The sequence below is a fragment of the Streptomyces lanatus genome (genome assembly GCF_014655715.1).
GTDB classification, from domain to species: Bacteria; Actinomycetota; Actinomycetes; order Streptomycetales; family Streptomycetaceae; genus Streptomyces; species Streptomyces lanatus.
Genome location: NZ_BNBM01000025.1, coordinates 121642 through 148495, shown reverse-complemented (window position 1 = coordinate 148495; position 26854 = coordinate 121642). Strand labels below are relative to the sequence as shown.

Here is a 26854-nt window from a genome sequence, read left to right as displayed (position 1 = left end):
GCGCCGATGGTACTGCAGGGGGGACCCTGTGGGAGAGTAGGACGCCGCCGAACTCCTTTTAGAGCTCTGGCTCTTGGGCAAACAGCCCAAGAGCCAGAGCTTTTTTGCGTTGAGGTAGGGTCAGGGGGCATCGTAGGTACCTTTCCCACAGGAGGCCCCCGGGTGGAGGTCCAGGAGACCCGTGTCCAGACGGACCGGGTCCTCACCATCCCCAACATCCTCAGCATGGCGCGGCTCCTCGGAGTGCCGCTGTTCCTGTGGCTGATCCTCCGGCCTGAGTTCGGCGGGCCGAAGAGCGATGGCTGGGCCCTTCTGGTGTTGGCGCTGAGCGGCGTCAGTGACTATCTGGACGGCAAGCTCGCGCGACGTTGGAACCAGGTCAGCAGCCTCGGCCGGCTTCTGGATCCTGCGGCCGACCGGCTCTACATTCTGTCGACATTGGTCGGTCTCACCTGGCGCGAGATTCTGCCGCTCTGGTTGACGGCTGTACTTTTGGCGCGAGAGCTGGTTCTGCTGGTGATGGTGGGCATCCTCAGGCGCCACGGCTATCCGCCGCCGCAGGTGAACTTCCTTGGCAAGGCAGCTACGTTCAACCTGATGTATGCCTTCCCGTTGCTGCTGTTGAGTGACGGAAGTGGATGGATCGCGTCACTCGCTGCTATTTTCGGATGGGCGTTCGCCGGATGGGGTACAACGCTGTACTGGTGGGCAGGAGTCCTCTACGTGGTACAAGTCCGCCGCCTGGTCCGAGCGGACGCCATGGCCGAGTGAACTCGCGGATTGAAGCGGCCGTAACGGCTCGATGGCCCGCGGCGGAAAAGTGCGGGACAATCTGGACGGGTGAAGTCGGCTAGACCGTCGTCTCTTCGAGGAGGACGCTTCCGACATGAAGGCCGTCGTGATGGCCGGAGGCGAAGGCACGCGCCTTCGCCCCATGACCTCAAGCATGCCCAAGCCGCTCCTGCCGGTGGCCAACCGGCCGATCATGGAGCACGTTCTGCGGCTGCTCAAAAGGCATGGGCTGAATGAAACCGTCGTGACCGTTCAGTTCCTGGCTTCGCTGGTCAAGAACTACTTCGGTGACGGTGAAGAGCTCGGAATGGAGCTCAGCTATGCCAATGAGGAGAAGCCACTCGGTACAGCCGGAAGCGTCAAGAACGCCGAAGAGGCGTTGAAGGACGATGCTTTCCTCGTCATCTCCGGCGATGCGCTGACCGACTTCGACCTCACCGAGCTGATCAATTTCCATAAGGAAAAGGGTGCGCTCGTCACCGTCTGTCTGACGCGGGTGCCCAATCCGTTGGAATTCGGCATCACGATCGTCGATGAGGAAGGCAAGGTCGAGCGCTTCCTGGAGAAGCCGACCTGGGGTCAGGTTTTCTCGGACACCGTGAACACCGGGATCTATGTCATGGAGCCAGAGGTCTTCGACTATGTCGAGCCCGATGTGCCCGTGGACTGGTCCGGCGATGTCTTCCCGCAGCTGATGAAGGAAGGCAAGCCGGTCTACGGCTATGTCGCGGAGGGATACTGGGAGGACGTCGGCACCCACGAGAGCTATGTGAAGGCGCAGGCCGACGTGCTGGAGGGCAAGGTCGACGTCGAGATCGACGGCTTCGAGATCTCTCCAGGAGTGTGGGTGGCGGAGGGTGCCGAGGTGCATCCCGATGCTGTTCTCCGTGGGCCGCTGTACATCGGTGACTACGCCAAGGTCGAGGCCGGTACGGAAATCCGGGAGCATACCGTCGTCGGCTCGAACGTCGTCGTGAAGAGCGGAGCCTTTCTGCACAAGGCTGTCGTGCACGACAACGTGTATGTGGGGCAGCACAGCAATCTGCGTGGTTGCGTCGTCGGAAAGAACACCGACATCATGCGTGCGGCTCGGATCGAGGACGGCGCGGTCATCGGTGACGAGTGTCTGATCGGTGAGGAATCGATCGTTCAGGGCAACGTGCGTGTGTATCCGTTCAAGACCATCGAGGCCGGCGCGTTCGTCAATACCTCGGTGATCTGGGAGTCGAGGGGACAGGCGCATCTCTTCGGCGCCCGTGGGGTCTCCGGAATCCTGAACGTGGAGATCACGCCCGAGCTCGCTGTGCGCCTCGCCGGCGCTTATGCGACGACCTTGAAGAAGGGCTCCACCGTCACCACGGCTCGCGATCACTCGCGTGGTGCCCGGGCGCTGAAGCGGGCGGTCATCTCCGCATTGCAGGCCAGCGCCATCGACGTACGGGATCTGGAGAACGTACCGCTGCCCGTGGCGCGGCAGCAGACCGCGCGGGGTAGTGCCGGCGGGATCATGATTCGGACGACGCCCGGGGTTCCGGATTCCGTGGACATCATGTTCTTCGACGGGCAGGGGGCCGATCTGTCGCAGGCCAGTCAGCGGAAGCTGGACCGGGTCTTCGCAAGGCAGGAGTACCGGCGGGCGTTCCCGGGAGAGATCGGGGACCTGTATTTTCCGGCCAGCGTCTTCGATTCGTACACCGGGTCGTTGCTGCGGAATGTCGATACGACGGGGATTTCGGAGTCGGGGCTCAAGGTCGTCGTCGATGCGTCGAACGGTAGCGCCGGGCTTGTGCTGCCCAGTCTGCTCGGGAAGCTCGGGGTCGATTCGCTGACCATCAATCCTGGTCTCGACGAGTCGAGGCCGACCGAGTCCGCGGATGCGCGGCGGTCGGGGCTGGTGCGGCTGGGAGAGATCGTGGCTTCCGCGCGGGCGGCGTTCGGGGTGCGGTTCGACCCGGTCGGTGAGCGGCTGTCGCTGGTCGACGAGAAGGGGCGGATCGTCGAGGACGATCGGGCCCTGCTGGTCATGCTCGACCTGGTGGCGGCGGAGCGGCGCAGCGGGCGTGTGGCGCTGCCGGTGACCACGACGAGGATCGCCGAGCAGGTGGCGGCGTACCACGGGACGCAGGTCGAGTGGACGACCACTTCTCCGGACGACCTCACCCGGGTCGGTCGCGATGAGACCACGATCTTCGGCGGTGACGGCAGGGCCGGGTTCATCGTTCCGGAGTTCAGCAGTGTCTTCGACGGTACGGCGGCCTTCGTACGGCTGATCGGGCTGGTGGCGCGGACGCAGCTCACGCTGAGCCAGATCGATGCGCGGATTCCGCGGGCCCATGTCATCAAACGGGATCTTGCGACTCCGTGGGCGGTCAAGGGACTCGTGATGCGGCGGGTCGTCGAGGAGGCCGGAGATCGCTTTGTCGACACGACCGACGGCGTGCGGGTCGTGGAGACCGACGGGCGCTGGGTGATGGTGCTGCCGGACCCGGCGGAAGCGGTCACCCACCTGTGGGCCGAAGGGCCGGACGACGCGTCCGCACAGGCCCTGCTCGACGAGTGGTCGGCGGTTGTGGACAGCGCCGGCCGGTGAAGCACCGAGCACACGCGCGTGCCGGACAGGCGTCCCCAAAGGGGCCTGTCCGGCACGCCGGTGGGGCCATTCGGAGGTAGTGGTCGCGACGTGCGACGATGTGCGGCATGCCGCAGCCGCCCCCCGTTCGGAGCACACCTACGCCCCCTTCGCGTCCGGACGCCTCCATGTCGCTGCTCACCAACGTCATGGATCACAGCCTTGACGACGGATACGCCGAGGCCGCGGCGCGCAAGAGGGCGGCGGGGGACAGGGGCCTGCCCAAGACACTGAGGGCGAAGCTGGGGCTTGCCGCAGGGCTGGTGCTCGCGGCGCTCGTGGTCACCGTGGGGGCGGCGCAGGCGCGTGTCGCGGCCCCCGTCATGGCCAAGGAGCGCGAGGAGCTCATCGACCGTATCGACCGTGAGACGGCGGCGGCGGAGAAGCTCGAGGACTCCGTCGACGAGTTGCGCGCCGATGTGAGCGCCCGGCAGCGCGAGGCCCTGAAGACGTCGGGTGGCAGCGACCAGGCGGAGCTCGTAGGCGTTCTGGCGGGCGCGGTGGAGGTGCACGGGCCCGGCGTGAAGCTGATCGTGAACGACGCCAAGGAAGCGGGCACGGACGGCGACGGTGACCCTCGGGGGTCCTCCGGGTTCTCCGACACCGGGCGGGTGCGCGACCGAGATATGCAGCGTGTGGTCAACGGGCTCTGGGAGTCGGGTGCCGAGGCCATCTCGATCAATGGGCAGCGGCTGACCGCCCTGTCGGCGATCAGGGCCGCGGGTGACGCGATACTGGTCGACAACAAGCCGCTGGTTCCGCCGTACACGGTGCTCGCGGTGGGGGACGGGGAGGGGCTGAGCCGTCGGTTCCAGGACAGTGCCGACGGGCTGTACCTGAACGCCCTGCAGGAGAACTTCGGGATCCGGACCAACATCTCCGTGCAGGACGACCTCCGGCTGCCCGCCGCACCGAGCGTGACCGTACGTACAGCACAGCCGAACACCGAGAAAACCGAGAAGGGCACATCGTGATCGCCGTACTGGGCCTCGTCGTCGGAGTCGTGGCCGGACTCTTGGTCCGGCCTGAGGTTCCGGCGGTCGTCGAGCCTTACTTGCCGATCGCCGTCGTGGCGGCTCTGGACGCCGTCTTCGGAGGTCTGCGGGCCATGCTCGACGGGATCTTCGACGACAAGGTCTTCGTCGTGTCGTTCCTGTCCAATGTGGTCGTGGCCGCGTTGATCGTGTTCCTGGGCGACAAGTTGGGCGTGGGGGCGCAGCTGTCCACGGGTGTCGTCGTCGTCCTCGGCATCCGGATCTTCTCGAACGCTGCCGCGATCCGCCGGCACGTGTTCCGGGCGTGAGGCCGATGAGCAACCAGGACGAGACGCCGGAGCACAGGCTGCGCAAGGAACTGCCCGACGAGGTGCCGGCGGGTGCCGCCGAGGCCGAGGGCGCTCCTGGGAGTGTTGTCGAGGCCTCTGAGGGGCAGCAGGACGGGGTGGCGCTGACCGGTCGGCAGCGGCTCGTGAACGGGCTGTGGCCGCCGCGCGTCACCCGGGCCCAACTCATTGTCGCCCTGCTGCTGTTCGGCCTCGGGTTCGGTCTGGCTGTCCAGGTCGCCTCGAACAGCGACAGCGACAGTGCGCTGCGTGGGGCACGTCAGGAAGATCTCGTTCGCATCCTCGATGAACTGGACGACCGTACTCAGCGTCTTGAGGACGAGAAGCAAGGTCTCGAGAAGCAGCGCGACGAACTGGAGAACAGTTCGAACCAGGCAGAGGAGGCCCGCAGGCAGACGGTCGAGAAGGAGCGACAACTCGGCATTCTGGCGGGCACGGTGGCCGCGCAGGGACCCGGCATCACGATGACCATCGACGACACGAAAGGGACGGTCAAGGCGAACATGCTGCTCGACGCGATCCAGGAGCTGCGCGCCGCGGGCGCGGAAGCGATCCAGGTGAACGGCGTACGCGTTGTCGCCGGCACCTATCTGACCGATTCCGGCAACAGCGTGAGCGTCGACGGGAACAAGATCAACGCGCCCTATCGTTTCAAAGTCATCGGCAAACCGCAGGACCTCGAACCGGCGCTCAACATCCCTGGAGGCGTGGTGCAGACCCTGGAGAAGGAGCAGGCCACCGTGACGATCGAGCGGTCGGACAAGATCGTTGTGGACGCCTTGCGAGCGGCGAAGCGGCCTGACTACGCTCGGTCGTCCTCCCAGTGAACCGGGGGTGCATGGGGGACGTCCGGGGAGGGCATGAGGTTGCGGGGGGTCGGCGCACCGAATGGGTGGTGCGTGGTGGAAACTGTCTGGTGGCGACGGACGTTGTGAAGATGTCCGAGTCGGCCAGAAAGAGCAGTCAGGGTTCGTCCTGCCCCACGGGCGGGTCTGTTTCGGTCAAGGGGAATCGCCCGTGAAGTTGTTTGCGAAGTTGTTCGGCAAGAGCGCGCGAGAGGACAACGCCAACGCGACCGCTCGTCACCGCGCGCAGGGGGACGAGGATGGGCAGCGCCCGTTGTTCAGGGACCAGGTACCTGGGCCGGGTGGTGACATTTCCGGAGGTCAGGGCGCGCCGTCAGTTGACCCTGGCCAGTCCGGCGGCATAGGTTTCGGGCAACCGTCAACCTCAAGTACGGGTGGAGGGTTTTCCCCGATGTCGGCCCTGGTGTGTACGAGGTGCGGTAACCGCAACGCGGAGAACAGCCGCTTCTGTTCCAACTGCGGAGCGCCGCTGCGGGCCGGTGCCGTGCCCGAGCGTCCGTCCGAGACGACCTCCACGATCTCCATCTCCGGTCTTGAGGCCTACGACGCCGAGACCACCGGCCAGACGCAGATCCCGGCGCTGTCCCCCGAGGCCCAGGCCGCCGTCGACGCGCTGCCGCTGGGCTCCGCGCTGCTGGTGGTGCGCCGCGGGCCGAACTCCGGCAGCCGGTTCCTCCTGGACGGCGATCTGACGACGGCCGGTCGCCACCCGCAGAGCGACATCTTCCTGGACGACGTGACGGTTTCGCGTCGGCACGTCGAGTTCCGTCGCGCCCAGGACGGCTCGTTCACGGTGGCCGACGTCGGCAGCCTGAACGGCACGTACGTCAACCGCGAGCGGATCGACCAGGTCGCGCTGAACAACGGCGACGAGGTGCAGATCGGCAAGTACCGGCTGGTCTTCTACGCGAGCCAGCGGGCTTACTGACCCTCCCCGGAGCCCATCCGGGGAAACCCAGGGAAGGTCCATGCTGCAAACACCGAGCGGCGGTGCCGGTCATGGCATCGCCGCCACGGACGGTCGGCTGATGAGCATCGGCACGGTGCTGAACGTGCTGCGTGCGGAATTCCCTGACATCACCATCTCCAAGATCCGCTTCCTTGAGGCGGAGGGCCTTGTCGAGCCGCAACGAACCCCCTCGGGGTATCGCAAGTTCAGCGCGCAGGACGTCGAGCGGCTCGGTCACGTCCTGCGGATGCAGCGGGACCACTATCTGCCCCTCAAGGTGATCCGGGAGCACCTGGACGCCATGGCGCGCGGCGAGGCGGCACCGCTGCCGACGGTGTGCCGTCAGCGGGATGGAGAAACGGTCCTGGAGCCCGTTGAAGGGCCCACAGCGGCTCGGATAGGTCGGGCCGAACTGCTGACCGCCGCCGAGATCGGTGAGCGGGAGCTCGAGGAGTGGGAGTCGTACGGCCTGATCACTCCGCTGCCGGACGGGGTGTACGACGCGGAGGCGGTCACCGTGGCCTCGCTCGTGGCCGAGCTGGGGCGGTTCGGGATCGAGCCGAGGCATCTTCGGGTCATGAAGGCCGCGGCCGACCGTGAGGCCGGGCTCGTGGACCAGGTCGTGGCTCCCCTGAAGCGGCATCGCAACCCTCAGACCAGGGCTCACGCCGAGGCGCGCGCCAAGGAGCTGGCCGGGCTCACCGTGAAGCTGCACGCCGCGTTGGTGCAGACGGCTCTCGGGGTGCGGCTGCCTTGAGCGGGGCATGCACACAGAGGCCGGATCGGCCACCCGTTCTCTGCCCGACTACCCAAACGTCCCGAGCACGGCCTAGGGTTGCTGTGTGAACGAGCTCGATGTCGTAGGTGTCCGGGTCGAAATGCCCTCCAACCAACCGATCGTGCTCCTGCGCGAAGTGGGAGGCGACCGCTACCTCCCCATCTGGATCGGGCCGGGGGAGGCGACGGCGATCGCCTTCGCCCAGCAGGGCATGGCCCCCGCGCGACCGCTGACCCACGACCTGTTCAAGGACGTGCTGGAGGCCGTCGGCCAGGAGCTCACCGAAGTGCGCATCACGGACCTGCGTGAGGGCGTCTTCTACGCGGAGCTGGTGTTCGCCAGCGGCGTCGAGGTGAGCGCCCGTCCGTCCGATGCCATAGCGCTGGCCCTGCGCACCGGAACGCCCATCTACGGCAGCGACGGGGTGCTCGACGACGCCGGCATCGCCATCCCGGACGAGCAGGAGGACGAGGTGGAGAAGTTCCGCGAGTTCCTCGACCAGATCTCGCCCGAGGACTTCGGCACCAGCAGCCAGTGAGACGGTGTGGGCCGTGCCGGGCGGACTTGCGGTCCGTGGTGGTGTGGCCCACAGTCGGTTACAACTCAAATGCTGGCATTTGCCAGCGGCGAGCGAGAGCGTCCTGAGGCCCGCTCCGAGCGCATTCGGCTAGCCTTTCCCCGCGGTGGGGTACGGGAAACCACTCCTAGGGTGATTATCACTCGGCGTGCCGAGTGTGGCGATCGTTGACGCACCCCCGGTGACTGCCTACCGTCGAGAAGGCAGGTCAAGGACGGAGGTCGGCGTGAGAAGCAGCGGCGACGGTACGGTGGGGGGAGCCCCCGGGCACAGTCTCGGGGCGAACGGCCCGTACCCGCTTCAAAGCGCTCTTCAAGGCAGCGCGGCCGATCCCGCTCCGCAGCGACCGACGGGCGTGCCGAGCAGCAGCGGCGGAGGGGCGGCGTCCATGGCGACCGAGCAGATCGGTTATCGCGGTCCGACGGCGTGTGCGGCCGCCGGCATCACCTATCGGCAACTGGACTACTGGGCGCGCACCGGCCTCGTCGAGCCCAGCGTGCGGCCCGCGTACGGGTCGGGGACGCAGCGGCTGTACAGCTTCCGGGACGTCGTCGTCCTGAAGATCGTCAAGCGCTTCCTCGACACCGGTGTGTCGCTGCAGAACATCCGTACCGCCGTGCAGCATCTGCGGGAGCGGGGTTTTCGCGATCTTGAGCGAATGACGCTGATGAGCGACGGTGCGACCGTGTACGAGTGCACCTCGCCGGACGAAGTGCACGCGCTGCTGCAGGGTGGGCAGGGGATCTTCGGGATCGCCGTGGGCGTGGTGTGGCGGGACGTCGAGAGTGCCCTGTCGCAGTTGCACGGGGAGCGGATCGACACCGGGGAGACGCTCATCGGGCACAACCCGGCGGACGAACTGGCTCGGCGGCGTAATCGGGCGGTCTGAGCGGACCCCGGTGTCGCGGTGTCAGAGGTCCCGGTGGGCGGGGTGCCGGGATGCGTTGGCTGTGGGCGGTCGGTCGTAGCAGGGCATTGTCAGTGGCGTGAGGCAGCATCGGAGATGTGAGAAACGCGCCCACGATTCTGCATCTCGACATGGATGCCTTCTACGCCTCGGTGGAGCAGGCATCCAAGCCGAGCCTGCGCGGGAAAGCCGTGATCGTGGGCGGGCTCGGGCCGCGGGGAGTCGTCGCCACCGCGTCCTATGAGGCCCGGGTCTTCGGGGTCCACTCGGCCATGCCCATGGGGCAGGCGCGTCGGCTGGCACCGAATGCCGCGTATCTCGTGCCGCGGTTCGGGATCTACCGTGAGATCAGCGATCAGGTCATGGGGCTGCTCCGGGAGCTGTCGCCGCTGGTGGAGCCGCTGAGCCTGGACGAGGCGTTCGTGGACCTGGAGGCTGCGGGAAAGGCCTGGGACGGGGCGTCGGCGCGGCTCGTGGGGACGAAGCTGCGGGCGGACATACGGAGGGCCACGGGGCTCGCCGGGTCGGTGGGTCTGGCCGCGTCCAAGATGCTGGCGAAGATCGCCTCGGAGCAGGCCAAGCCCGACGGGATGGTGCTGATCGAGCCGGGGACCGAGCGGGCGTTGCTCGGGCCGATGTCGGTGCGGACCCTGCCGGGGGTGGGGCCGGCGACCGGGGACCATCTACGGCGGGCCGGGATCCTTACCGTCGAGGAGATCGCCGAGGCGGGGGAGGACGAGCTCGTGCGGCTGCTGGGCAAGGCCCATGGGCATGCCCTGTACGCGATGGCTCTGGCGCATGACGATCGGCCCGTGGTGGCCGAGCGGGAGACCAAGTCGGTGTCGGTCGAGGACACGTATGACGTGGACATTCATGACCGGATTCGGGTGGGGATGGAGGTGCAGCGGCTGGCGGAGCGTTGTGTGCGGCGGTTGCGGGAGGCGGGGCTATCGGGGCGGACGATTGTGCTGAAGGTGCGGCGGTATGACTTTTCGACTCTGACGCGGTCGGAGACGTTGCGTGGGCCGACGGATGATCCGGGTGTGGTGCGGGAGGCTGCTGCGCGGCTGCTGGAGTCCGTGGATACGACCGGTGGGGTGCGGTTGTTGGGGGTCGGGGTGAGTGGGCTGGCCGACTACACGCAGGAGGATCTGTTCGCGCAGGCTGCGGGGGAGCGGGCGGAGCGTTCTGAGGTGGGGGACCGGGAGCAGAGGGGACCGGGGGGAGATGGGGAAGTCGGCGGAGTTGCGGGAGTCGCGGAGCAGTCGGGGCGGGGCGGTGGTGAGGAGCCGGGGGTGGGGCTGCCGGCGGAGGGGGCGAGTGAGCGGCGCTGGCTTGCGGGGCACGATGTGCGGCATGCCGAGTATGGGCCTGGGTGGGTGCAGGGGAGTGGGCTTGGGCGGGTGACTGTGCGGTTCGAGACGCCTGGGTCGGAGCCGGGGCGGGTGCGGACGTTTCGGGTTGATGATCCGGGGTTGGAGGGGGCGGAGCCGTTGCCGTTGGTGGAGTTGGGGGATGGGAAGGGGGCGGGGATGGGTGGGGCTGATGTGACTGATGGGGCTTTAGGGGTGGGGGAGTCGCCTGTGGTGCCGGGGTAGGGGGCGCACAGGCGTGTCCACAGTGGCAGTGGAGCGGTGTACGGGCGTGCCTGCGGTGAGGACGCGAACGGGGCGTGCAGGCGTGTCCGGGGTGAGGGCCCGGAATGGTGCGCAGGTAGGTCGGCGGTGTGTGGGGCTGTGCGTGGTGGAGGTGTCAGGGGTGGGTGTGGGGGGTTCTGGGGTCGTTGTCGTCCGGGGTGTCCGTGGGGGCCAGGGTGCCGAAGTCTCGGTCGGGGGGTGGGGGTGGGGCTGTTACGTCCAGGCCGTAGTGGTGGTAGAGCTGGAGTTCCTGTTCGGGGGAGAGGTGGCGGCCTACGCCGAAGTCGGGGGCGTCCTTGATCAGGGTGCGGTCGAAGGGGACCTGGAGGGTGCCCTCCACCAGTTCGCTGGGCTCCAGGGGGACGAAGGCGTCGCGGGAGAAGAGGCCCGTGCGTATCGCCGCCCATTCCGGCACTCCGGTGGCGTCGTCGAGGTAGACCTCGTCGATGGTGCCGATCTTGGTGCCGTTGCGGTCGAAGGCCTTGCGGCCGATCAGGTTGCGCGGATCGATGTCGGTCTGCACGGGCCCTCCACTTGGTCGCACCTCATCCGTAAGCACTACGAAAAGGCAGAATGGTGAGAGCGGCCACTCGAAGGTTCGTGCGTTGACCTCGCTGGTAGGCTTTCTAGCGGCTGCTGACCCCGTGCGGGAGAGTCCTCCGGACATCATCGGAGGCGCCGAAGGAGCAAATCCTCCCCGGAATCTCTCAGGCTCACGTACCGCACGGACGAGGTCACTCTGGAAAGCAGGGCGGGTGTCGACGGCTTCCGCTCTCACCGACGGTGAAAGCCGGACGTCCTCGGGCGCCCCGGTGAAGCTCTCAGGTTGAGATGACAGAGGGGGAGGCCGTCCGGGTACCCGCGCCGTGGTGCCCCTCGAAGGTCGTGTCAGACCAGGAGGCCTCCGCAATGACCGCCCATCGCATTCCGCTCTCCGAGCTCGAACAGGGAATCCCGTTCGAGCAGCGTCACATCGGTCCCGATCATGAGGCCCGCGCCAAGATGCTCGCCCAGGTCGGGTACGGCTCCCTCGACGAGCTGACCGCAGCAGCGGTGCCTGATGTGATCAAGAATGCCGACTCGCTGGATCTGCCCGGGGCCCGCACCGAGGCCGAGGTGCTCGCCGAGCTGCGGTCCCTCGCCGATCGCAACCAGGTCCTCGACTCCATGATCGGGCTCGGGTACTACGGGACCTTCACGCCGCCCGTCATTCTGCGGAATGTCATGGAGAATCCGGCCTGGTACACCGCTTACACGCCTTATCAGCCGGAGATCTCTCAGGGGCGGCTCGAGGCGCTGCTCAACTTCCAGACCATGGTCGCCGACCTGACCGGGCTGCCGACCTCCGGAGCCTCGCTGCTCGACGAGGGGACCGCCGCGGCCGAGGCCATGGCCCTGGCCCGGCGCATGGGCAGGAACAAGAAGGGGCTGTTCCTGGTCGACGCGGATGTGCTGCCGCAGACGGTCGCCGTGATCGAGACCCGTGCCGAACCCACGGGGGTCGAGGTTGTCGTCGCCGACCTCAGTGGCGGTATCCCGGCCGACGTCGCCTCGCGTGAGATCAACGGCGTGCTCCTTCAGTACCCGGGTGCCTCCGGTGTCGTACGCGATATCAAGCCCGTCATCGAGCAGGCCCATGAGCTGGGTGCCCTCGTCACCGTCGCCGCCGATCTGCTCGCGCTCACGCTGCTCAAGTCGCCCGGTGAGCTCGGGGCGGACATCGCGATCGGTACGACGCAGCGGTTCGGTGTGCCGATGGGCTTCGGTGGGCCGCACGCCGGCTACATGGCCGTGCACGAGAAGTTCGCGCGCAGCCTGCCCGGGCGGCTCGTGGGCGTGTCCGTGGACGCCGACGGGAACAAGGCCTACCGGCTGGCGCTCCAGACGCGTGAGCAGCACATCCGGCGGGAGAAGGCCACGAGCAACATCTGTACGGCTCAGGTGCTGCTCGCCGTCATGGCCGGCATGTACGCCGTCTACCACGGGCCCGAGGGGCTCAGGGGCATCGCGCAGCGGACCCACCGGTACGCCTCGATCCTGGCCGCGGGGCTCGCGGCCGGTGGTATCGAGGTCGTGCACGGCTCCTACTTCGACACGCTGACCGTGCGGGTGCCCGGGAAGGCCGCCGAGGTCGTTTCCGCCGCCCGGCAGAACGGCGTCAATCTGCGTCTCGTGGACGCCGACCACGTCTCGATCGCCTGCGACGAGACCACCCTGCGGGCCCAACTGGGCGCCGTATGGACGGCGTTCGGCGTCGAGGGAGACATTGAGGCCCTGGACGCGAACACCGAGGACACGCTCACGGACGGGTTGCTGCGCACCGACGCCTACCTCACGCACCCCGTCTTCCACCAGCACCGCTCCGAGACCGCGATGCTGCGCTATCTGCGCCGGCTCGCCGACCGGGACTACGCGCTCGACCGCGGCATGATCCCGCTGGGCTCCTGCACGATGAAGCTCAACGCGACCACCGAGATGGAGCCGGTCACCTGGCCGGAGTTCGGGCAGCTGCACCCCTTCGCGCCCGCCGAGCAGGCGCAGGGCTACCTCACGCTCATCCGTGAGCTGGAGGAGCGGCTCGCCGAGGTCACCGGGTACGACAAGGTGTCGCTCCAGCCCAACGCCGGATCACAGGGCGAGCTGGCAGGACTGCTCGCCGTTCGCGGATACCACCGGGCCAACGGGGACGAGCAGCGCACCGTCTGCCTCATCCCGTCCTCCGCGCACGGCACGAACGCCGCCAGCGCCGTGATGGCCGGCATGAAGGTCGTCGTCGTGAAGACCGCCGAGGACGGCGAGATCGACGTCGAGGACCTGCGGGCCAAGATCGAGAAGCACCGGGACGAGCTGTCGGTGCTGATGATCACGTACCCGTCGACGCACGGTGTGTTCGAGGAGCATGTCGCCGACATCTGCGCGCAGGTGCACGAGGCCGGCGGGCAGGTGTACGTGGACGGCGCCAACCTCAACGCGCTGGTGGGGCTGGCCAAGCCGGGCCACTTCGGCGGCGACGTCTCGCACCTGAACCTGCACAAGACCTTCTGCATCCCGCACGGTGGTGGCGGTCCCGGGGTGGGCCCGGTGGGTGTGCGGGCGCATCTCGCGCCGTATCTGCCGAACCACCCGCTGCAGCCCGCCGCCGGGCCGGAGACGGGCGTCGGCCCGATCTCAGCCGCGCCTTGGGGGTCCGCGGGGATCCTGCCGATCTCCTGGGCGTACGTGCGCCTCATGGGTGGCGAGGGGCTCAAGCGGGCCACGCAGGTGGCCGTGCTGTCGGCCAACTACGTCGCGAAGCGGCTGGAGCCGCACTACCCCGTGCTCTACAACGGCCCGGGCGGGCTCGTCGCGCACGAGTGCATCATCGATCTGCGGCCGCTGACCAAGGCGACCGGCGTGAGCGTCGACGACGTCGCCAAGCGGCTCATCGACTACGGCTTCCACGCGCCGACGATGTCGTTCCCGGTGGCCGGGACGCTGATGATCGAGCCGACCGAGTCCGAGGACCTGACCGAACTCGACCGGTTCTGCGAGGCGATGATCGCCATTCGCGCGGAGATCGAGAAGGTGGGGGCGGGAGATTGGCCCGCCGATGACAACCCGCTGCGCAACGCTCCGCACACCGCGGGTGCGCTGGGTGGTGAGTGGGAGCACGCTTACAGCCGTGAGGAGGCCGTGTTCCCGGCCGGGGTGTCGGCCGCCGAGAAGTACTGGCCGCCGGTGCGCCGTATCGACCAGGCCTTCGGCGACCGGAACCTGGTGTGCTCCTGCCCGCCGTTGGACGCCTACGACGACTGAGCCTCGTAGCACAGACCGAAGGGCTCCGCCCGGCCGCTCAGGTGGCCGGGCGGAGCCCTTTTGTGTGCCATGAATGGGCTTCGGGTGTCGTGTTCATGTGGTCGTCGTCAAGGCAACCTCCGTCGCCTCGACCAGGGCCACGACAGGGACGCCGAGGGTGAGGGCGAGGTCGGTGGTGGCGTCCCGGGTGACGGCCGCTGTCAGGGCGCCGCCCTCGACCGCGATCTTCACCGATGCCATCGCGCCGCCGGTGGCGATGCCGGTCACCTTGCCGGGGAGTCGGTTGTGCAGGGGCAGTTCCTCCACCGGGGGTGTGGCGAGGGAGATGTGTGTCGCGGTCACGAGGGCGTTCACTGTGGTGCCCTCTGCCAGGCCCAGTTCCTCGACGGCCGACGGGGTGATCGCGGCGGTGAGGTCCTGGCCACCGGTGAGGTGGACGTCGACCAGCGCCATGATCTCGCCCGGAGTGATGCAGGTGATCGTGCCGGGGAGCTGATTGCGGGTGCTCGGGCTCATGGGGGATGCCTCGCGCGGTGCTGTTTGGCGAGATATGCGGCTTATGCGTCCCACCGTAGTCGCCGGACTTCTCCTCGCGGTGGGTGATGTCGGGAACTGTGGGCGGGGCTTGGCCGTTTGGCATAACGCGATATAGCGTCAGTGGAGTAGGTGGGCGACGATCGGGGGGAATGGATGTCGGCGGATCTTGCGCGTACGGGGTTGCGAGCCTCGGACGCGGACCGGGACCGTGCTGTGGATGTGCTCAACAGCGCGGCGGCGGACGGCAGGCTGACCATCGAGGAGCTGGACGAGCGGGTGACCGCGGCTCTGACCGCTCGCACGCTGGGCGAGCTGGCGGGACTGACTGCGGACCTGCCGGCGGCGCCGGGCGATGTGGAGGCCAAGGAACTCGTCCGTATCGAGCAGCAGGCCGCTTCGACCGTGCGGAGCGGGAGCTGGGCTGTGCCTCGGCGGCTGGAGATCGCGTCGACCTGGGGCGATGTGACCCTCGACTTCACGCAGGCCGTCATGGCTGGGGGGACCCTGCACATCGACATGGACATGCACGGCGGGACCCTGAAGCTGGTCACTCGACCGGGAGTCGTGGTGGACACCGACTCGCTGGTGGTCGAGTACGCCCAGATCAAGACGCGCCCGTCGGACGACACCGGAGCTCCCGTCGTCCTGCAGGTCGAGATCGCTGGGCGCATGACGTATGGACAGGTCGTGATACGGCCGGCCCGGCGCTCGGTGTTCAGGAGATCCCGGACGCCCTGAGCACGGCACGCGCCGTCGCGTCATCGATCTGGTGTCGCAGCCGCTCCAGTACGTCCAGGCCCTCGACCAGCGTTCCACCTGCCCGCGAGCGGCGTACTCCGGTGTCCAGCTCGTGCCACAGCAGCGGGTTGGTGACGAGGATCCGGGGGTCCAGGTCCAGACGGCGGCCGTCCGTGTCGCACAGGGTCAGATACGCGGAGACATCGCCGTACTGCCGTACGGCCACCAGCGCGTCGGTACGCACCGTCCGATGCCGTACGAGGCCACGCACCGTGAGCCAGCCCGGGCCCGCGGTCACGCGCTGGGGGAGCAGGATCGTGAAGAGTACGGCGGTCATGACCAGCCACAGCGCGGTGCGGGAGGGTGTCAGGGTCTGCGCGTCCCAGTCGACGACGAGGGCCATGCAGAAGAAGGCAAGAGCGCAGCCCGCCGCGAACCGGGCACTGTCCCGCCACTGGCGGTCACCGGTCGGGGCCGGGCGCGGTCTGCTTCCGTCCACAGTGCAGACGGTAGGGCGCCCAGGCGCCGGAGCGAACGTGGCTGACGGTGCTCTGACGGCTTACGGCTCATCGTTGACGCGATCCTGATGGCCGGGGGCGTCGGGAGCCGCTGGGGGATTCGGATCGAGGTGACCTCGGTCGGCGTGCGGAGGGGGTGAGGCGTGGGGCGTTGGTCGCCCCGGTCGGGGCAGCCGGTGTGCGGGGTGGGGCGTTTGTGGTCCCGGTCGGGTCAGCCCCTGTGCGGGGTGGGCGTACGTGGTCCCGGTCCCGTCAGCCCGTGTGTACGCGTGGCCGGCGTTCGCGGTTCGGCTCGGCCTCGCGCAGGACCTCGCGGGTGACCGGGGCGACCTCGCCCTGGCCGAAGAGGAAGAAGCGGAGGAAGTTGGCGAAGGGGGTGCCCTCGGTCCACTCGAAGTAGATGTGCGGGATGCAGCCGGTGGTGTCGCGGACGTAGAGGAGCAGTGCGGCCAGGGCGTTGGGGATGGAGGAGGACTCCAGGGTGAGGACGCGGTAGCGGTCGTGCATGACCTGGCCGCGCACGATCAGGCCGGCCTCGAACTCGGACGGGTCGGTGACCGTGACCTCGACGAAGACGAAGTCCTCCTGCTCCGAGAGGTCGTTGTCGTTGCGGATCTGCTCGATCTTGTCCCGGTACTCGGCCTTGTCCCGGCTGTCGGGTTCGTTGGCGATGAACCGGATCTTGCGGCTGGCTATATCCCTGACGAATCGTTCCGCCATGTCGTCGAGCGTCACGCTGGTCACGCGGAGCTCGAAGGCCCGCAGCAGCCGCGAGAGCAGGGAGATGAGGATGATGCCGGCGATGAAGCAGGCGCCGATCTTCACACCGTCGGGGCGCTCGATGACATTCACGACGGTCGTGTAGAGGAAGACCGCCGAGATGACCGCGAAGCCGATGAACCAGTTGCGCTGACCGGCCTTGCGGGCCGCGATGGTCACGGCGATCGCGGCGGAGCTGATGAGCACCAGTACGCCGGTGGCGTAGGCGCCGCCCTGGGCGTCGACGTCGGCGTCGAAGATCCAGGTCACCAGGAAGGCGACCAGGGTGAAGACGATGACCATCGGGCGCACCGCGCGCGCCCAGTGCGGGGCCATGCCGTAGCGGGGCAGATAGCGCGGCATCAGATTGAGCAGGCCGGCCATGGCGGAGGCGCCGGCGAACCACAGGATGGCGATCGTCGAGACGTCGTAGATCGTGCCGAAGGCGCTGCCGAGGTACTCGTGCGCGAGGTAGGCGAGTGCGCGGCCGTTGGCCTGGCCGCCCGACTCGAACTCCTTCTCCGGGATGAGCAGGGTGGTGATGAAGCTCGTGGTGATCAGGAAGCAGCTCATGATCACGGCGGCGGTGGTGAGCAGCTTCTTGGTGTCCCGGATGCGCCCCTTGGGGTTCTCCTCCGTCTCACCCGCGTCGCCCTTGACGTGCGGCATCACGGCGACGCCGGTCTCGAAGCCGGACAGGCCGAGCGCGAGCTTGGGGAAGACGATCAGGGCGACGCCGATCATGACGAAGACATTGCCGTGCTCGGCGGTGAGGGCGCTGGACCAGTCTGTGATCACATGGCCCTCGGTGATGACGTGGTACAGGCCGACGACCACGACGACCGCGTTCAGCGCGAGATAGATGCCCACCAGCGCGACGGCGACACCGATCGCCTCCAGGAAGCCCTTTAGGAACACCGCGCCCAGCAGTGCCACCAGGATGAGGGTGATCACCATCTGCTTGTCGTGCAGGGCGCTTTCCAGATGGGGGTTCTCGATCAGGTGGGTCGAGGCGTCGGCCGCCGACAGGGTGATGGTGATCAGGAAGTCCGTGGCCGCGAAGCCGAGCAGGGTCAGGACGAACAGCTTGCCCTTCCAGAAGGTCAGCAGCCGTTCCAGCATGGCGATCGAGCCCTGGCCGTGCGGGCTCTCCTCGGCGACCCTCCGATAGACGGGCAGGGCGCCCGCCAGAGTGACGATCACGAGCACGATCGTGGCGATCGGCGACAGCAGACCGGCCGCGAGGGCGGCGATACCTGGCTGATAACCGAGGGTCGAGAAGTAGTCGACGCCGGTCAGGCACATCACCCGGTACCAGGGCTGGCCCTCGTCCACGGGCTCCTTCTCGGCCTGTGTGCCCTTGGGAGCGTGGCCCTTGCCCATGTCGGACAGGCCCTCCAGCATCCAGGCGCGCAGGCGACTGGGAGGAGGGTGCTCGGTCGTGGCCATCTGCGTGCTCCTGATGTGCGGTCGGCAAGCGATTCCGGCCATCACGCGGACGGCGGCACCAGCGTAAGCAGAGAGTGACGTCCGGGCCCACGGATCGGGGGGCCGGGGGCGTCAAGCTTCCGTTAAGACTGACCGGGTCGGCGCTGGCCGCACATCAAGATGTGAGCTCGGGCACTGTTCGCGGGTGGTTGGGCTGTATGGGGGGAGGGGGGATGGAAGGGCGAAGGTGGACACCCTGCGTCATCGCCGTGAACCAGGCGCTCCCTTCCGGAGCGTGCCGCGGCACGGGCTGAGGCGCTGCCGGGACCGGGCGGGAGGGAAGGGGCGGGAATGCGCCATCGGTGCGTGAAGGCCGCCACCCATGTGGCGTGAGTGCCACGAGTGCGGGAAGCGTGCCCACGCGGCGCATGCCGGTCTTCCTCCGTGGGCCCCGAGCGAAGCCACCTTGTCAAGACAGTGCCAACGTCCCTCAAGATTCCGGCGTGCGGGGGCGCGGAAGGGTTCGCTGAGACCTGCCGCCGCATGGCGCACGGCAACATCTGCGCGCCCGAGGACATCGACGCGGCGCTCGCCAGTTACTTCCGGCCGGGCCATCTGACCGCGCTGCGGCAACTGCCGCTGCTGTGGGTGGCCGACCGGGTGGACGAAGCCCTCAACAGCTACCGCGCCGAGCATGCGATCGGCGGGGTGTGGGAGGCCCGGGAGCGGGTCGTCGTCGCACTGACCGGCGGCCCGGAGGGCGACACGATCAACCGGCGGGCGGCCCGGATCGCCGCCAGGTCGGCCGGCGGGGACCTGCTCGCCGCGCACGTCACCCGCAGCGACGGGCTGGGCGCCGGTGCCTCGTACGCCGAGATCCTCCACGAGCCGGCGCTGCCACCAGGTCGTCGGCGAGGACGTCGCGACCACGCTCGTGGAGTTCGCCCGTGCCGAGAACGCCACCCAGCTCGTGCTGGGCGCCATTCGGCGCGGGCGGCTGGAGGGTTTGTGACCGGGCCAGGAACGGGTGAGTCCCTCGTCGCGCTCTCCGGCGACATCGACGTCCACCGGGTGACCCGCCAACGGGCCGGCCGCGGCACACTGCTGCCGTCCCGCCGCCGTACGCTCTCCAGGTCCCGCTCATCGCCGGACCGTTCGCCGGACTCGTGCTGCCGGTGCTGCTCACCGTCGGACTCGCGCAGCTGCGCGGCACCCTGAACCTGACCAGCGAGGCCCTGCTGTTCCTGCTCGCGGTGGTGGGCGTGGCCTGCATAGGCGGCATGGCCTCGGCGGTGATCGCCTCCGTGACCGCGTCGCCGCTGCTGAACTACTGGTTCATCCCGCCTATCGGCGCCTTCACCCTCGACGACCCCAACGCCCTGCTGGCGCTGGCGGTGTTCGAGGTAGTGGCCGCGACCGTCGCCGCCCTCGTCGACCGTTCCCTGCGGCTGTCCCGGCGGGCCGCTCGCGCCACTGCCGAGGCGGAGACCATGTCGTCCCTGGCGGGCAGCATCGTGCGAGGCGGGCAGACCATCCCGGCGCTGCTGGAACGCACCCGGGATGCCTTCGGCATGGAGTCGGCGGAACTGGTCGACGAGCCGCCCGACGCCGCGGACGTCACCGCCGTGCCGACCGGGCTCGGAGCCCATCTGGTGCTGCACGGACGCGTCATGTCGTCCCCGGAGCGGCGGGTGCTGGCCGCCTTCGCCGGGCACGTAGGGACCGCGGTGGAGCGGGCCCGGCTCGCCGAGGCCGCGCAGAGGTGGAGCCCGTCAGGGCCGCCGACCGGATACGTACGGCACTGCTGAGGGCCGTGGGCCATGACCTGCGTACTCCGCTGGCCGCCGGTGGGCCGCCGGGAGGTGGAGTTCTACGTCGAGGACCGCGAGGAGCTCCTCGCCACCGCCGACGAGGCCCTGGCCAAGCTGAACCGGCTGGTGGAGAACCTGCTCGACCTCTGCCGCCTGGAAGCGGGCGTGCTGAAACTGAACCTGCGGGCCACCGCCCTGGAGGAGGTCCTGCCTGTCGCGCTGGCGGACATCCCCGATGTCGAGGTGGGGGACGTGGAGGACTTCCCCGCCGTGCTCGTCGACCCACCGCTGCTGGAGCGGGTGATCGCCAACCTGGTCGCCAACGCCGCCCGGCACAGCCCGCCCGGCGCCAAGGCCCTGGTGACCGCGAGCGTCCTGGTGGGCCGGGCCGAGCTGCGCATCGTCGACCGCGGTCCGGGTCTGTCGTGGTCGGGCCGGGACCGTCTCTTCGAGCCGTTCCAGCGGCTGGGCGACACCGACAACACGACCGGCCTCGGCCTGGGCTTCGCCCTCGCCCTCGCCCGGGGGCTTACCGAGGCGAAGAGCGGCACGATCACACCCGAGGACACACCGGGGGGCGGCCTGACGATGGTGGTGTCCCTGCCATTGGCGCACGCAAGGGGCGGTCATGGCCGAGCAGGACCGGGCCGGGGCCGGTGGTGCCGGGTGAGGGTCGTGCCCGACATGGCCCCGGTCGCGCATGCCCACATAGGCATCAAGGCGGCGTCAAGGACGGCCCCGCCTGCGCGAAGAACGCGCAAGGGCCGTCGGAAACAGCGGGTTGCGGACAGAACCTGGGGCAGTCACGCGCGCCCTCGCGCGTGACGGCTCGTCCGTATGAAGGAGCACGCATCCCATGCCCGTCCTGACCACCGCGCCCTCCGCCGACGAGGAACCGCCGGACACCGGCGAGCGGCACCGTCTCACCGCCGTCACCGGGCTCGCGGCCCTGTCCCTCGACGCCATGGCGTCGGTGGCCTACGGTCCCGAGGCGATCGTCCTGGTGCTGGCCGCGGCCGGGGCCCGCGGGCTCGGTTTCACGCTCCCCGTCACGCTGGCCATCGCCGTCCTGCTGGCGGTGCTGGTCGCCTCGTACCGGCAGGTCATCGCGGCCTTCCCGGACGGCGGCGGCTCCTACGCGGTCGCCAGGACGCACCTGGGCAAGCGGACGAGCCTGGTCGCGGCGGGCTCGCTGGTGCTGGACTACGTCCTCAATGTCGCCGTCGCCGTCACCGCCGGGGTGGCCGCCCTGACCTCCGCCTTCCCCGCCCTCTACGACGACCGGCTGTGGCTGTGCCTGGCCGTGCTCGGGCTGATCACCGCGGTCAATCTGCGGGGCATCGTGGAGTCGGCGAAGGCGTTCATCGTGCCGACCGTCGTGTTCGTCGGCTCGATCTTCGTGCAGATCGCCGTCGGGCTGTTCCGGTCCGAACCCGTCAGTACCGCGACGGCCGCCGGGCACGCCTCCGTGCTCGCCGACAACGCCACCACCGTGGGCGCCCTGCTCCTGCTGAAGGCCTTCGCCTCCGGCTGCGCCGCGCTCACCGGCGTCGAGGCCATCGCCAACGCCGTCCCGTCCTTCCGCGTCCCGCGCGCCAAGCGGGCCCAGCACGCGGAGCTCGCCCTCGGCGCCGTCCTCGGCCTGATGCTGATCGGGCTGTCGGTGCTGATATCCCGCTTCCATCTCCAGCCGGTCGAGGGCGTCACCGTCCTCGCCCAGCTCGCGGACGCCTCGCTCGGCCACAACTGGGCTTTCTACGTCATCCAGTTCGCCACGATGATCCTGCTGGCCCTGTCCGCGAACACCTCCTTCGGCGGCCTCCCCGTGCTGCTGAAGCTGCTCGCCCGCGACAACTACCTGCCGCATGTGTTCGCGCTGAAGGCCGACCGGCAGGTGCACCGGCACGGTGTGCTGGCGCTGGCGGCCGTCTCCACCGCGCTGATCGTCTTCTCCGGCGGCGACACCAACACGCTCGTGCCGCTCTTCGCCATCGGCGTCTTCGTCGGCTTCACCGTCGCCCAGGTCGGCATGGTCCGGCACTGGTGCCAAGAAAAGGGTCCTGGATGGCAGGGCAAGGCCCTGCTCAACGGTTTCGGCGGGCTGCTCACCGGCGTCTCGGCCGTCGTCGTCACCGCGAGCAAGTTCGCCGAGGGCGCCTGGCTGATCGTGATCGCGCTGCCCCTGCTGGTCGCGGCGTTCGAGGCCGTGCACCGGGCCTACGCGCGGATCGGCGAGCGGCTCGGCCTCGGCCGTATCCCCGAGCATCCGCACCGCGACCGCTCGGTCGTGATCGTGCCCGTCTCCTCGCTCTCCCGGCTCACCTCGGAGGCCCTCACCGCGGCGGCCTCGCTCGGCGACGAGGTCCGTGCCGTCACCGTCTGCCACCCCGACCCCGAGGACCGGTCCGCGCTGCACGCCCTGGAGCGCTCCTGGGCCGAGTGGGACCCCGGTGTGCCCCTGGTCCGGCTGGCCAGTCAGCGGCGTGCGCTGGGCCGCCCCATTGCCGCGTACGTCCGAGACCTCATGGTCTCCGAGCCAGCCACCCGGGTGACCGTGCTCATCCCGGAGACCGAGCCGGAGCGGCTGTGGCAACGGCTGCTGCAGAACCAGCGGGGGGCCGTCGTCGCGCACGCCGTCCGCAAGGAGACGGACGCGGTGATCTGCCGACTCCGGTTCCGCCTCCGGCGCGGCTGCGACCTGCGGTGATCGTGGCGCCGTAAGAGAACCGTCAAAGGCGCGCGGCGGGCCGTATGGGAGCCGTCAACGGCGCTCGAATCCGGCCACGAAGGCTGTTTCCTCGAAGTCGTCCCTGTCCGACCGAACCTCACTCCAGGAGTTCACGATGGCCGATCTGGCCTTCGTCGTCATCACGATCGCGTGTTTCGCGCTGGTGGCTCTCGTCGCCAAGGGGGTGACGAAGCTGTGACCGCCGAGAACATCGTCGGCCTCGTCGTGGCCGTCGCCCTGCTGGGCTATCTCGTCCTCGCCCTGATCTTCCCGGAGAGGTTCTGAGCCTAGACATGGGTCCCGTCCTCGCCGGCGTGCTCCAACTGCTCGCACTGATCGCGGCACTGGCGCTCGCCTACGTCCCCCTCGGCAACTACATGGCCAAGGTCTACTCCTCCGACAAGCACTGGCGCGTCGAGAAGTGGATCTACAAGGGCATCGGTGCCGATCCCGACACCGAGATGCGCTGGACCGCGTACCTGCGCGGCGTCCTCGCCTTTTCCGCCGTCGGTGTCCTGTTCCTCTATCTGCTTCAGCGGCTGCAAGGTGTGCTGCCCGGCTCGCTCGGCTTCAAGTCGATCGACCCGGACCAGGCGTTCAACACCGCCGTGTCGTTCGTGACCAACACCAACTGGCAGTCGTACTACGGCGAACAGGCCATGGGCCACGTCGCGCAGACCGCCGGTCTGGCGGTGCAGAACTTTGTCTCCGCCGCCGTCGGAATCGCCGTCGCGGTGGCGCTCGTGCGCGGATTCGCGCGCTCGCGCACCGGTGAACTGGGCAACTTCTGGGCCGACCTGGTGCGCGGTGTCGTCCGCATCCTGGTGCCGATCGCCGCGATCGCGGCCGTGGTCCTGGTCGCCTGCGGTGCCCTCCAGAACTTCTCCGGCATCCACGAGGTCGGCCAGTTCATGGGCGGGCAGCAGCAGTGGAACGGCGGCGCGGTCGCCTCGCAGGAGGCCATCAAGGAGCTGGGCACCAACGGTGGCGGCTACTTCAACGCCAACAGCGCCCACCCGTTCGAGAACCCCACCCCGTTCTCCAACCTCTTCGAGATCTTCCTGATCCTCGTCATCCCGTTCGCGCTGACCCGCACCTTCGGCCTCATGGTCGGCTCCGTGAAGCAGGGCTACGCGATCCTCGCCACGATGGCCACCATCTGGGTCGGCTTCGTCGCCCTGATGATGTGGACCGAGTTCTCCCATCACGGCCCGGCCTTCGACATCGCCGGTGGCGCGTACGAGGGCAAGGAGGTGCGGTTCGGTGTCGGCGCCTCGTCGATCTTCGCGACGTCGACCACCCTCACCTCGACCGGCGCGGTGGACTCCTTCCACTCCTCCTTCACCGGGCTCGGCGGCGGCATCACCATGCTCGGCATGATGCTGGGCGAGATCGCGCCCGGCGGTACCGGATCCGGCCTCTACGGCATGCTGATCATGGCGATCATCGCGGTGTTCATCGCCGGTCTGATGGTGGGCCGTACGCCCGAGTACCTGGGCAAGAAGATCGGCTCCCGTGAGATCAAGCTGGCCGCCTGCTACATCCTGATCACGCCGGCGCTTGTACTTGTCTTCACCGCCGCGGCGATGGCACTGCCGACCCCGGGCAACTCCATGACCAACTCCGGCGCGCACGGATTCTCCGAGATCCTCTACGCCTATACGTCCGCCTCCAACAACAACGGCTCGGCGTTCGCCGGTCTGAACGCGGACACACAGTGGTTCAACACCACGCTCGGCCTGTGCATGCTCCTTGGCCGCTTCCTGCCGATGATCTTCGTGCTGGCCCTGGCCGGTTCGCTCGCCGAGCAGAAGCCGGTGCCGGAGACCGCGGGCACCCTGCGCACCGAAAAGCCGCTGTTCACCGGCCTGTTGGTGGGCGCGATCCTCATCATCACCGGGCTGACGTACTTCCCGGCCCTCGCGCTGGGGCCGCTGGCCGAAGGGCTGGCCTCATGACCACCGACGTAGAGAAGCAGGACCCGATGTCCACTCCCACCCTCGCGCCCCACCAGGACGCGCCGACGGGGCACAAGACCCCCGAAGGCCGTGTCGGCGGGGGCCTCTTCGACCCGAAGCAGCTGCTCAAGTCGCTGCCGGACGCCTTCCGCAAGCTCGACCCGCGGGTGATGGTCAAGTCTCCCGTGATGTTCGTGGTCCTCGTCGGCTCCGTCCTGACCACCGTCTTCTCCTTCACCGACCCCGGTGACTGGTTCGGCTGGACCATCAGCGTCTGGCTGTGGCTGACGGTGATCTTCGCCAACCTGGCGGAGGCCGTCGCCGAGGGCCGCGGCAAGGCGCAGGCCGACACGCTGCGCAAGGCCAAGACCGACACGGTGGCGCGCAAGGTCGACGGCACCGTGGTCGCGGGAACCGAGCTGAGCATCGGCGACCTCGTGGTCTGCGAGGCCGGCGATGTCATCCCCGGCGACGGTGATGTCGTCGAGGGCGTCGCGTCCGTCGACGAGTCGGCGATCACCGGCGAGTCGGCCCCGGTCATCCGGGAGTCCGGCGGCGACCGTTCGGCCGTCACCGGTGGCACGAAGGTCCTCTCCGACCGCATCGTCATCAAGATCACGACAAAGCCCGGTGAGACCTTCATCGACCGGATGATCAACCTGGTCGAGGGCGCCGCCCGGCAGAAGACGCCGAACGAGATCGCCCTGAACATCCTGCTCGCGTCACTGACGATCGTCTTCCTGCTGGCCTGCGCCACACTGCCGCCGCTCGCGGACTACGCGGGCACGCACCTGACGATGATCGTGCTCATCGCCCTGCTGGTCTGTCTGATCCCGACGACCATCGGCGCCCTGCTCTCCGCGATCGGGATCGCCGGCATGGACCGCCTGGTCCAGCGCAATGTGCTCGCCATGTCCGGCCGCGCGGTCGAGGCCGCCGGTGACGTCTCCACGCTGCTGCTCGACAAGACCGGCACCATCACCCTCGGCAACCGCCAGGCCGCCGAGTTCATGCCGGTGGACGGTGTGACGGGCGCCGAGGTCGCCGACGCCGCCCAGCTGTCCTCGCTGGCCGACGAGACGCCCGAGGGCCGCTCCGTCGTCGTACTGGCGAAGGAGCGGTACGGGCTGCGTGAGCGCGAGTTGAGCGGCGCCGAGTGGATCGCCTTCACGGCGCAGACCCGGATGTCCGGCGTCGACGTCGACGGGCGCAGGATCCGCAAGGGCGCGGCCGGTTCGGTCATCGCCTGGGTGCGGGAGCGGGGCGGCACGGTCGCCGACGACGCGGACCGGATCGCCAATCGCATCTCCGAGGCCGGTGGCACCCCGCTGCTGGTCGCGCTGGAGGACGCCGAAGGTGCCCGCATCCTCGGGGTCATCCACCTCAAGGACGTCGTCAAGGAAGGCATGCGTGAGCGGTTCGAGGAGCTGCGCCGCATGGGCATCAAGACCGTCATGATCACCGGTGACAACCCGCTGACCGCGAAGGCGATCGCCGACGAGGCGGGCGTGGACGACTTCCTCGCGGAGGCCACCCCCGAGGACAAGATGGCGCTCATCAAGCGGGAACAGGCCGGCGGCAAGCTGGTCGCGATGACCGGTGACGGCACGAACGACGCGCCCGCGCTCGCGCAGGCCGATGTCGGCGTGGCCATGAACACCGGTACGTCGGCCGCCAAGGAGGCCGGCAACATGGTCGACCTCGACTCCAACCCGACCAAGCTGATCGAGATCGTCGAGATCGGCAAGCAGCTGCTGATCACTCGCGGTGCGCTGACCACGTTCTCCATCGCCAACGACGTCGCGAAGTACTTCGCGATCATCCCGGCGCTGTTCGCGGCGGTCTACCCGGGCCTGGACAAGCTCAACGTCATGGGCCTGTCCTCACCGGACTCCGCGATCCTGTCGGCGGTCATCTTCAACGCGCTGATCATCATCGCGCTGGTGCCGCTGTCCCTGAAGGGCGTGCAGTACCGGCCGGTCAGCGCGGACCGCATGCTGCGGCGGAACCTGACGATCTACGGGCTCGGCGGCCTGATCGCCCCGTTCATCGGCATCAAGCTCATCGACCTGCTCATCTCCCTCATCCCCGGGATCGGCTGAAGG

Annotated in this window: 20 protein-coding genes, 1 pseudogene and 1 riboswitch; of the genes and pseudogenes, 17 read left to right on the top strand and 4 right to left on the bottom strand. The window is 68.6% G+C overall.

The genetic code is table 11. The features are described 5' to 3' along the window. Positions 1–162: 162 nt before the first annotated feature. The 10 genes from clsA (at position 163) to IE325_RS42505 (ending at position 10438) form a co-directional block, all read left to right on the top strand. Positions 163–771, top strand: a complete 609-nt coding sequence (gene clsA, locus IE325_RS42550) for a cardiolipin synthase ClsA (protein ID WP_190075568.1) — start codon at positions 163–165, stop codon at positions 769–771. Between the two features lie 115 nt (positions 772–886). After that, positions 887–3382 carry a mannose-1-phosphate guanyltransferase gene (locus tag IE325_RS42545; protein ID WP_190075567.1) on the top strand — a complete coding sequence of 832 codons (2496 nt, stop codon included), beginning with the start codon at positions 887–889 and terminating at the stop codon, positions 3380–3382. 107 nt (positions 3383–3489) lie between these two features. After that, positions 3490–4395: a DUF881 domain-containing protein gene (locus IE325_RS42540; RefSeq protein WP_190075566.1), complete on the top strand. Its 906-nt coding sequence runs from the start codon at positions 3490–3492 to the stop codon at positions 4393–4395. After that, on the top strand, positions 4392–4724 hold the full coding sequence (locus IE325_RS42535; RefSeq protein ID WP_003988855.1) for a small basic family protein: 333 nt from the start codon (positions 4392–4394) through the stop codon (positions 4722–4724). Before IE325_RS42540 ends, IE325_RS42535 begins: the two co-directional genes overlap by 4 nt. 5 nt (positions 4725–4729) lie before the next feature. After that, entirely contained in the window at positions 4730–5590 is an 861-nt protein-coding gene (locus IE325_RS42530) for a DUF881 domain-containing protein (protein ID WP_190075565.1), read from the top strand. 61 nt (positions 5591–5651) lie between these two features. Further along, a complete protein-coding gene (locus tag IE325_RS42525; protein WP_190075564.1) occupies positions 5652–6557 on the top strand; it encodes a zinc-ribbon and FHA domain-containing protein in 906 nt (301 codons plus the stop codon). Between the two features lie 40 nt (positions 6558–6597). Beyond that, positions 6598–7335 carry a transcriptional regulator FtsR gene (ftsR, locus tag IE325_RS42520; protein WP_190075563.1) on the top strand — a complete coding sequence of 246 codons (738 nt, stop codon included), beginning with the start codon at positions 6598–6600 and terminating at the stop codon, positions 7333–7335. A gap of 85 nt (positions 7336–7420) precedes the next feature. After that, positions 7421–7894 carry a bifunctional nuclease family protein gene (locus tag IE325_RS42515; protein ID WP_004002801.1) on the top strand — a complete coding sequence of 158 codons (474 nt, stop codon included), beginning with the start codon at positions 7421–7423 and terminating at the stop codon, positions 7892–7894. 265 nt (positions 7895–8159) lie between these two features. Continuing rightward, positions 8160–8822, top strand: coding sequence for a MerR family transcriptional regulator (locus IE325_RS42510; RefSeq protein WP_190075562.1), 663 nt, complete (start codon positions 8160–8162; stop codon positions 8820–8822). Between the two features lie 116 nt (positions 8823–8938). Beyond that, positions 8939–10438: a DNA polymerase IV gene (locus IE325_RS42505; RefSeq protein WP_190075561.1), complete on the top strand. Its 1500-nt coding sequence runs from the start codon at positions 8939–8941 to the stop codon at positions 10436–10438. 154 nt (positions 10439–10592) lie between these two features. On the opposite strand, the gene IE325_RS42500 is transcribed toward IE325_RS42505, so the two are convergent. Further along, positions 10593–11000, bottom strand: a complete 408-nt coding sequence (locus IE325_RS42500; protein ID WP_190075560.1) for a PRC-barrel domain-containing protein — start codon at positions 10998–11000, stop codon at positions 10593–10595. Positions 11001–11114: 114 nt separating this feature from the next. Next, a riboswitch (glycine riboswitch) is annotated at positions 11115–11210 on the top strand. 176 nt (positions 11211–11386) lie between these two features. On the opposite strand from IE325_RS42500, the gene gcvP reads away from it, so the two are divergent. Next, positions 11387–14272: an aminomethyl-transferring glycine dehydrogenase gene (gene gcvP, locus IE325_RS42495; RefSeq protein ID WP_190075559.1), complete on the top strand. Its 2886-nt coding sequence runs from the start codon at positions 11387–11389 to the stop codon at positions 14270–14272. Between the two features lie 93 nt (positions 14273–14365). Here the strand turns inward: gcvP and IE325_RS42490 are convergent, their stop codons facing one another. Beyond that, on the bottom strand, positions 14366–14788 hold the full coding sequence (locus tag IE325_RS42490; RefSeq protein ID WP_190075558.1) for a TOBE domain-containing protein: 423 nt from the start codon (positions 14786–14788) through the stop codon (positions 14366–14368). Between the two features lie 174 nt (positions 14789–14962). Here IE325_RS42490 and IE325_RS42485 point away from each other — a divergent pair, with 174 nt between their 5' ends. Further along, positions 14963–15547 (top strand): DUF1707 SHOCT-like domain-containing protein, encoded by a 585-nt coding sequence (locus IE325_RS42485; RefSeq protein WP_190075557.1) that lies wholly within the window; start codon positions 14963–14965, stop codon positions 15545–15547. Here the strand turns inward: IE325_RS42485 and IE325_RS42480 are convergent. Further along, entirely contained in the window at positions 15525–16046 is a 522-nt protein-coding gene (locus tag IE325_RS42480; protein WP_190075556.1) for a hypothetical protein, read from the bottom strand. The genes IE325_RS42485 and IE325_RS42480 overlap by 23 nt on opposite strands. A 271-nt stretch (positions 16047–16317) precedes the next feature. Next, the gene (locus tag IE325_RS42475; RefSeq protein ID WP_190075555.1) at positions 16318–18273 is read right to left on the bottom strand and encodes an APC family permease; all 1956 of its coding nucleotides are present in this window, start codon (positions 18271–18273) and stop codon (positions 16318–16320) included. A gap of 516 nt (positions 18274–18789) precedes the next feature. Here IE325_RS42475 and IE325_RS42470 point away from each other — a divergent pair. The 5 genes and pseudogenes from IE325_RS42470 to kdpB form a co-directional block, all read left to right on the top strand. Continuing rightward, positions 18790–20675: pseudogene (locus IE325_RS42470) on the top strand (DUF4118 domain-containing protein); the annotation flags it as partial. Between the two features lie 244 nt (positions 20676–20919). Further along, positions 20920–22770 carry an APC family permease gene (locus IE325_RS42465; protein WP_190075554.1) on the top strand — a complete coding sequence of 617 codons (1851 nt, stop codon included), beginning with the start codon at positions 20920–20922 and terminating at the stop codon, positions 22768–22770. A gap of 216 nt (positions 22771–22986) precedes the next feature. Beyond that, positions 22987–23076 carry a K(+)-transporting ATPase subunit F gene (gene kdpF, locus IE325_RS42460; RefSeq protein ID WP_016434100.1) on the top strand — a complete coding sequence of 30 codons (90 nt, stop codon included), beginning with the start codon at positions 22987–22989 and terminating at the stop codon, positions 23074–23076. A gap of 8 nt (positions 23077–23084) precedes the next feature. After that, positions 23085–24749, top strand: coding sequence for a potassium-transporting ATPase subunit KdpA (kdpA, locus tag IE325_RS42455; protein WP_190075553.1), 1665 nt, complete (start codon positions 23085–23087; stop codon positions 24747–24749). Next, the gene (gene kdpB, locus IE325_RS42450) at positions 24746–26851 is read left to right on the top strand and encodes a potassium-transporting ATPase subunit KdpB (protein ID WP_190075552.1); all 2106 of its coding nucleotides are present in this window, start codon (positions 24746–24748) and stop codon (positions 26849–26851) included. The genes kdpA and kdpB overlap by 4 nt, the downstream gene beginning before the upstream one ends. Positions 26852–26854: the final 3 nt, after the last annotated feature.